The following is a 7,519-nucleotide window of genomic DNA, read 5'->3' on the forward strand; positions in this document are numbered from 1 at the left end:
CGGACACGGCGGGCGGTCGTCGTATGTTGGCCGTCATGGTGATCAGTGAGCTGCCCAACTCCCGCACCGAGAGCGATGGTTCGGCCGTCCTCCGAGTCCTGAGCTACAACGTCCGCTCGATGCGCGACGACGAGGACGCCCTCGCCCGGGTGATCCGCGCCTGCGCCCCCGACCTGGTCTTCGTCCAAGAGGCCCCGCGTTTCTTCCGCTGGCGCAAGCACGCCGCCCGGCTCGCCGCCAAGAGCGACCTCGTCGTCCTGACCGGCGGCGCCACCGCGGCGGGCCCCCTCCTGCTCTGCTCCCTGCGGGCCACCGTGGAGAGGACCGAGGACGTGCTGCTGCCGCTCACGCCCGGCCTGCACCGACGCGGCCTCGCCACCGCCGTCGTCCGCTTCGCCGGGGCCAGGGTCGGACTGATCAGCTGCCACCTGAGCCTGCGGCAGGAGGAGCGGTACGCCCAGGCCGGGATGGTCCTCGACCGGGTCGCGGCCCTGGGCGCCCCGCACGTCCTCGTCGCCGGCGACCTCAACGAACGGCCCGGAGGGCCCGCCTTCACCCGCCTCACGAAGGAGCTCCGGGACGGCTGGGCGGTCCGGCCCTGGGGCGGCGAGCACACCTCGACCCCCGCCGACCCGCACCAGCGCATCGACGCCGTCCTGGCGACCCCGGGCGTCGAGTTCCTCGGCTGCGGAGTCCCCGTGGACCTCGACCCGCGGGACCTGCGGACCGCCACCGACCACCTCCCGGTGCTGGCGGCGGTCCGGATCCCCGCGGGCTGCTAGGGCGGCCTAGACGACCGCCCCGCGCCCCGGATCGTCGTATCCGTCGTCGTCCTCGTCGTCGTGCTTCATGCGGGCGACCAGGGTCACGAAGCCGCCCAGGAAGCCGCCCACGCAGAGCGTCGTCAGCCACCAGGTCATGTCCCACTGGAGCAGGACGGCGAGCAGCATCAGGACCGGGCCGCCGACGACCGCGAGCCAGGCGAACTTGGTCGTCGTGTCCGCCTCGGGCAGCGGGGGAGGCTCCGGCGGGACGAAGTGCCCCTCGTCGCCGTCCGCCCCGTCGCCCGGCTCGGCGGGCGAGTAGTCCCGCGGGCCGCCGAGCCGCACCCCGGGCGCGAACACGATCGAGCTGCCCGGCGCGGGCCGCTCGGGGCCGGCCTCCGGGGACCCGTCCGCCTCGTCCTCCTCCGGAGCGGACCCACCGGGCGCCGGAGCCGTCGGCCGGGGCTTCCAGGGGGTGCCCTTCACGGGCCGGACCTCCCCGGCGGCCCCCTCCTCGGCTTCGGGGCCCTCCGGCTCGGGCAGCGGCAGGTTCTCGACGGGCCGGTACGGCTTCGCCCCCGGCGGATCCGCGGGCTCCTCGCCGTACCCGGCGACGATCGCGGCCCAGGCCGCCTCCTCGTCGATGGGCTGCGGATCCCGGTCTCCGCCGTCCTGCTGCTCAGCCACCGCTCCTGCTCCCCTTCCCGTCGACCAGATCCGGGGCGAGACGCTCGATGAAGGCCAGGCTCTCCTCGAAGATCCGCTCCGCATCATGGTCCAACGTCGCCACGTGGTAGCTCTGTTCCAACAGGACCTCCTTGACGTCCGTCGAGGAGATGCGGGAGAGGATCCGGGCGGAGTCGGCCGGCGGCACCACGTGGTCCTGGGGGCTGTGGAGCAGGACCACCGGCTGTGTGACCTGGGGGAGCTCGGCGTCCACGGTCTGGAAGAGCCTGCGCAGGGAGTGCGCCGCGTGCAGCGGCACGCGGTCGTAGCCGACCTCGGTCACGCCCTCCTTGGCGATGTCGCTGGCGATGCCCTTGGTCGACGGCACCAGGTGACGGACCACCGGCAGCGCGTGCGCGGCCAGTCCGTGCACCTTGTTCCCCGGGTTGACGAGGACGATGCCGCGCACCGCGTCGCCGTGCTGGGCGGCCAGCCGCAGCGTCAGCGCACCGCCCATGGACAGGCCGAAGACGAAGACGGTCCGGCACTGCTCCAGGAGCTCGCGCAGCGCCCGGTCCGCCTCCGCGTACCAGTCGTGCCAGGTGGTGAGCTGCATGTCCTGCCAGCGGGTGCCGTGGCCCGGCAGCAGCGGCACCGACACCGACAGGCCGCGTGCGGCCAGGTACTCGGCCCACGGCCGCATCGACTGCGGGGAACCGGTGAATCCGTGACAGAGAAGGACGCCGACCTCTCCGCCTTCGTGGCGGTACGGCTCGGCTCCGGGAAGGACCGGCACCGGGGTCTCCTGTTCGTTGCGACTTCGGCGTGTTCGGGTGCGCCGGAGCGACGGAAAAATGGGGAAGGACCCTCACGGTACGCGACCGGACCGACACCGACCAGGGCCGTAGCGGGGGCCGTGTGGCGGTAGGGGATAAAGTCAGGGCGACGACAACACGGAAGGCACGGCGAGTTGATCTACGGCGCAATGAAGTTCTCCCTCGGAGGGTCCCTGAAGCTTGCCTTCCGACCCTGGGTGGAGGGCCTGGAGAACATTCCCGCCGAGGGACCCGCGATCCTCGCGAGCAACCACCTGTCCTTCTCGGACTCCTTCTTCCTGCCCGCCGTCCTCGACCGCAAGGTCACCTTCATCGCCAAGGCCGAGTACTTCACCACCCCGGGCGTGAAGGGCAAGCTCACCGCGGCCTTCTTCAAGGGCGTCGGCCAGCTCCCGGTGGACCGTTCGGGTGCCCGCGGCGCGGGCGAGGCGGCCATCAAGGCCGGCATCGAGGTCATCGAGGGCGGCGGACTGTTCGGGATCTACCCGGAGGGCACCCGCTCGCCCGACGGCCGCCTCTACCGGGGCAAGCCCGGCGGTCTGGCGCGCGTCGCGCTCGCCACCGGCGCGCCGGTGATCCCGGTGGCCATGATCGACACCGAGAAGATCCAGCCGCCCGGCAAGGTCGTCCCGAAGCTGATGCGCCCGGGCATCCGGATCGGCAAGCCGCTCGACTTCACCCGCTACCAGGGCATGGAGGGGGACCGCTTCATCCTCCGCTCGGTGACCGACGAGGTCATGTACGAGATCATGAAGCTCTCCGGGCAGGAGTACGTCGACATCTACGCCACCGCCGCCAAGCGCCAGATCGCCGAGGCGGAGAAGGCGGCCAAGGCGGCCGTCAAGGCCGAGATCGCCGCTCGGGAAGAGTCCGGGGCCTAAGTCCCCCACGGGGGACGTCCGGGGGTGGGGGAGATGGCCAAGCGCGAGCGCGTCGTGCGGATGTCGGTCGAGCAGCCGCTGTGGCGGGCGCTGACCGGCTACCGCGTGCTGACGATGGTCTACGCGGTCCTGTTGTTCGCGTTCGGTCGCGACCGCTACGAGCGACCCTGGATCGCCGTCGTCTACCTGGCGGTCCTCTGCTGCTGGACCCTCGCCACCCTGCCCAAGGTGGCGAACGCGGTCAGCTGCACCAAGCGCTTCCTCGGCGTCGACCTGGCCATCGCCCTCATCGGCATCCTCCTCACCCCGCTCGCCGACGCCCAGGCCCAGACGGTCGACGGTCCCACCCTGCCGTCCATATGGACCGCCGGCGCCGTCCTCGCGTACGCGATCAAGGGCGGCTGGCGCTGGGCCGGTGTCGCCTCCTCCCTGGTCGCCGTCGCCAACATCGTCGAACGCGGCCACCCCAGCCGGGACACCCTCCACAACGTGCTCCTCGTCTGGGTCGCCTCCATCGCCATCGGCTACGTCGTCGAGGTCGCCCGGGCCTCCGAGCGCACCCTCGCCCGCGCCCTGGAGATCGAAGCCGCGAACCGGGAACGGGAGCGGCTCGCCCGCGACATCCACGACGGGGTCCTCCAAGTCCTCGCGATGGTGCAGCGGCGCGGCACGGCGCTCGGCGGCGAGGCCGCCGAACTCGGACGGATGGCGGGCGAGCAGGAGGTGGCCCTCCGCACCCTCGTCGCCGGCGGGCTCACCCGGCCCAGCCTCGTCTCCGAGGACGAGTCCGAGGGCGCCGTCGTCCGGGTCGTCGACGTGGACGACGAACCCGACGACGACGGCCCCCTCGACCTCCGCGGCCTGCTCGCCCCGCGCGCCGGGGCCAGGATCACCCTCTCCGAGCCGGGGGCCCCGGTCCTGCTGCCGCCGCCCGTCGCCCGCGAGCTGGCCGCCGCCGTCGCCGCCGCCCTGGACAACGTCCGGGTCCACGCGGGCGAGGCCGCGCGGGCGTGGATCCTGATCGAGGACTGGCCGGACGAGGTCGTCGTCACCGTCCGGGACGACGGCCCCGGCATCCCGGAGGGCCGCCTCGCACAGGCCGAGGGCGAGGGCCGCATGGGCGTCGCCCTCTCCATCCGGGGCAGATTGCGGGACCTCGGCGGCACGGTCGAGCTGATCTCGGTCCCCGGACAGGGCACGGAAGTCGAATTGAAGGTTCCACGGGGGAAGGCAGGACAGAAGTGAGCGAGCAGCGGATCAAGGTGATGGTCGTCGACGACCACCCGATGTGGCGGGACGCGGTCGCCCGCGACCTGGCCGAGGCGGACTTCGACGTGGTCGCCACCGCCGGCGACGGCGAGCAGGCCGTGCGCCGCGCCCTCGCGGCCGGCCCGGACGTCCTCGTCCTGGACCTGAACCTGCCGATCAAGCCGGGCGTCCAGGTCTGCAAGGAGCTCGTCGGCGCACGACCCGGCCTCCGCGTCCTCGTCCTGTCGGCGAGCGGGGAGCACGCCGACGTCCTGGAGGCGGTCAAGTCCGGAGCCACCGGCTACCTCCTCAAGTCCGCCAGCACGGAGGAGCTGATCGACGCGGTCCGGCGGACGGCAGTCGGTGACCCCGTCTTCACCCCCGGCCTGGCCGGTCTCGTCCTCGGCGAGTACCGACGCCTCGCCTCCGAACCCGTCCAGGCGGTCGGCGCCGACGAGCCCGAGGCCCCCCGCCTGACCGAACGCGAGACCGAGGTCCTCCGACTCGTCGCCAAGGGCCTCAGCTACAAGCAGATCGCCGAGCGCCTGGTCATCTCGCACCGCACGGTGCAGAACCACGTGCAGAACACCCTCGGAAAGCTCCAGCTGCACAATCGGGTGGAGCTCGTCCGGTACGCCATCGAGCGCGGCCTCGACGACCTCTGAGGCAGCCGGCCGGGACGACGGGCCGTATATTCGCGCATAGCGTGCAGATACGGCCCATCACCGCATCGAGGGGACTGTCGTGGAGATCTTGGCATTCGGCGTGCAGGCGGACGAGAGGCCACTCATCGAGAAGGCCTTCGCGGAACACCACGACGTCCGCTGCCTGGGCGTCTTCCTCACCCCGGACACCGCCCCCATCGCCGCCGGCTACGAGGTCGTCTCCACCAGCGTCAACGCCATCCTGGACCACCGGGTCCTACAGACCCTCGCCGCGGGCGGCACCCAGATGATCGCCCAGCGCTCCACCGGCTTCAACAACATCGACCTGGAGGTCGCCGAGCGCCTCGGCCTCACGGTCTCCCGGGTCTCGTACTACTCGCCGTACTCCGTGGCCGAGTTCGCCTGGACCCTCGCGACCGCCGTCAACCGCCGCATCGTCCGCGCCTCCAACCGGACCCGTGACTTCGACTTCCGTCTCGACGGACTGATGGGCCGCGACCTGCGGGGCCGCACCGTCGGCGTCCTGGGCACCGGCAAGATCGGCGAGGCCTTCACCCGGATCGCCCACGGCTTCGGCATGAACCTCCTCGGCTGGGACATCGTCGAGAACCCCGCCTGCGTCGCCCTCGGCATGGAGTACGTCCAGAAGGAGCGGCTCTTCGCCGAGGCCGACCTCGTCAGCCTCCACGTACCGCTGCTCCCCGCCACCCAGCACATCGTCGACGCCGCCGCCCTGAAGTCGATGAAGGACGACGCCATCCTGGTCAACTCCAGCCGCGGCGGCCTCATCGACACCGAGGCCCTGGTCGTCGAACTCCGGGCCGGCCGCTTCGCCGGGGTCGGCCTCGACGTCTACGAGGCGGAAGCCGGACTCTTCTTCCTCGACAAGTCCCTGGAGGTCGTCGAGGACGACACCCTGGCCCGCCTGGTCACCTTCCCGAACGTGGTCGTCACCTCCCACCAGGCCTACTACACGACCGACGCGGTCGGCCAGATCATCGACACCACGGTCCAGAACGTCCTCGACTACACCGCCGGACGGCGCAGCGAGAACGTCCTGGTGCCGAGGGTCTCCTGAGGCGCGCGGGAGCCGGCGTGCCCCCGGCGGCGCCCTAGACGAGCACGCCGGCGAGGAGCGAAGCGGTCAGCGCGGCACCCTCCCGGGTGAGCACCGACTCCGGGTGGAACTGCACCCCGGCGAAGCCCGGTCCGCGCAAGGCGTGCACCTCGCTCGTCTCCGGGTCCCGGCTCACCTCGATCCGGTGCAGTGCCAGCTCCATCGCCGTCCGGTCGTCACAGCGTGCGGTGAAGCTGTTGTAGAAGCCGACCGTCTGCTCCTGGCCGAAGAAGTCGATCCGCAACTGGGCCCCCTGGAACGGGGTCCGCTTGCGGACGATGTCCAGGCCGAGTTCGGCCGCGATCAACTCGTGGCCGAGGCAGACGCCCAGCAGGCCGTGGCGGTGCTCCCGGACGAGCTCCGCCGTCAGACCGCGCAGGAAGCGCATCTTCGGGTCGGCGGCGTCCGAAGGGTTCCCGGGGCCGGGGCCGAGGACGACGGGTCCCTCGTGGGCGAGCGCGAGCTCCCGCAGCCCCGGTTCGTCGTAGCGGAGGACCGAGACCTCCAGGCCCGAGGCGCGCAGGACGTGGGCCAACATCGCGGTGAAGGTGTCCTCCGCGTCGACCACGAGCGCGTGGCCGCTCAGCTCGGCCGACCGTCCCCCGGCCGCCTCCCCCGTCCGGACGGGGGAGGACCCGCCCTGCATCTTCAACCAGAACGGCGCGAGGTCCGCCCGTCGGGCGTCGAGGGCGGCCCGCACCTGGGGATCATCGGCGAGCCGCGACGCCACCGGTGCGTCGACGTCGACCGCCCGGCCCTCCCGCACCCCGAGCGCCGTCAGCACGCCCGCCGCCTTCGCATGGGTCTCGGCCACTTCGCCGGCCGGATCGGAGTGCCGGACCAGCGTGGCCCCGACCGGCACCCGGAGGCGTCCGTCGGCCGCGACGTCGGCAGTGCGGATGAGGATCGGCGAGTCCAGCGTCTGCGCCCCGTTGTCGTCGGTGCCGAGCAGGGCGAGCGCCCCCGCGTAGTAGCCGCGACCGCCGGTCTCATGACGCTCGATCACCCGGCAGGCGTTCTGCACCGGTGAACCGGTCACGGTCGCCGCGAACATCGTCTCCCGCAGCACCTCCCGCACGTCCAGCGAGGAGCGGCCCCGCAACTCGTACTCCGTGTGGGCCAGGTGGGCCATCTCCTTCAGCCGCGGTCCGATCACCACGCCGCCCATGTCGCCCACCGTGCACATCATCTTCAACTCCTCGTCCACCACCATGGAGAGCTCATCGGTCTCCTTGCGGTCGGCGAGGAAGGCGAGCAGGTCCTCGACGGTCGGCGCGGCCCCGGCGGGGTAGCGGTAGGTGCCGCTGATCGGGTTCATCACGACGGTCCCTCCCACCCGTCG

General features: G+C 72.1%; 8 protein-coding genes. 5 read left to right on the forward strand and 3 right to left on the reverse strand.

From position 1 onward, the window contains the following. The first annotated feature begins 35 nt into the window (after positions 1 to 35). The gene (locus ACFW22_RS00005) at positions 36 to 782 is read left to right on the forward strand and encodes an endonuclease/exonuclease/phosphatase family protein (RefSeq protein ID WP_386397066.1); all 747 of its coding nucleotides are present in this window, start codon (positions 36 to 38) and stop codon (positions 780 to 782) included. Between the two features lie 6 nt (positions 783 to 788). Here ACFW22_RS00005 and ACFW22_RS00010 read toward each other — a convergent pair whose 3' ends face one another. Next, on the reverse strand, positions 789 to 1,451 hold the full coding sequence (locus tag ACFW22_RS00010) for a hypothetical protein (protein WP_386396453.1): 663 nt from the start codon (positions 1,449 to 1,451) through the stop codon (positions 789 to 791). Continuing rightward, entirely contained in the window at positions 1,444 to 2,226 is a 783-nt protein-coding gene (locus ACFW22_RS00015; protein WP_386396455.1) for an alpha/beta hydrolase, read from the reverse strand. The genes ACFW22_RS00010 and ACFW22_RS00015 overlap by 8 nt, the downstream gene beginning before the upstream one ends. 189 nt (positions 2,227 to 2,415) lie before the next feature. Between ACFW22_RS00015 and ACFW22_RS00020 the strand changes: the two genes are divergently transcribed. From ACFW22_RS00020 to ACFW22_RS00035, 4 genes are all read left to right on the forward strand, one after another. Further along, entirely contained in the window at positions 2,416 to 3,147 is a 732-nt protein-coding gene (locus ACFW22_RS00020) for a lysophospholipid acyltransferase family protein (RefSeq protein ID WP_384882782.1), read from the forward strand. A gap of 33 nt (positions 3,148 to 3,180) precedes the next feature. Further along, positions 3,181 to 4,392, forward strand: coding sequence for a MacS family sensor histidine kinase (gene macS / locus ACFW22_RS00025; RefSeq protein WP_386396458.1), 1,212 nt, complete (start codon positions 3,181 to 3,183; stop codon positions 4,390 to 4,392). A 20-nt stretch (positions 4,393 to 4,412) separates the two neighbouring features. After that, positions 4,413 to 5,060 (forward strand): response regulator, encoded by a 648-nt coding sequence (locus tag ACFW22_RS00030; RefSeq protein ID WP_386397069.1) that lies wholly within the window; start codon positions 4,413 to 4,415, stop codon positions 5,058 to 5,060. 79 nt (positions 5,061 to 5,139) lie between these two features. After that, complete coding sequence (locus tag ACFW22_RS00035) at positions 5,140 to 6,138, forward strand: 2-hydroxyacid dehydrogenase (RefSeq protein WP_386396460.1); 999 nt, start codon at positions 5,140 to 5,142, stop codon at positions 6,136 to 6,138. A gap of 34 nt (positions 6,139 to 6,172) precedes the next feature. On the opposite strand, the gene ACFW22_RS00040 is transcribed toward ACFW22_RS00035, so the two are convergent. Then, a partial coding sequence (locus tag ACFW22_RS00040; protein WP_386396463.1) for a chorismate-binding protein occupies positions 6,173 to 7,519 on the reverse strand: 1,347 nt, incomplete at its 5' end.

The sequence above is a fragment of the Streptomyces sp. NPDC058872 genome (assembly GCF_042743065.1).
In the GTDB taxonomy this organism is placed as follows: Bacteria; Actinomycetota; Actinomycetes; order Streptomycetales; family Streptomycetaceae; genus Streptomyces.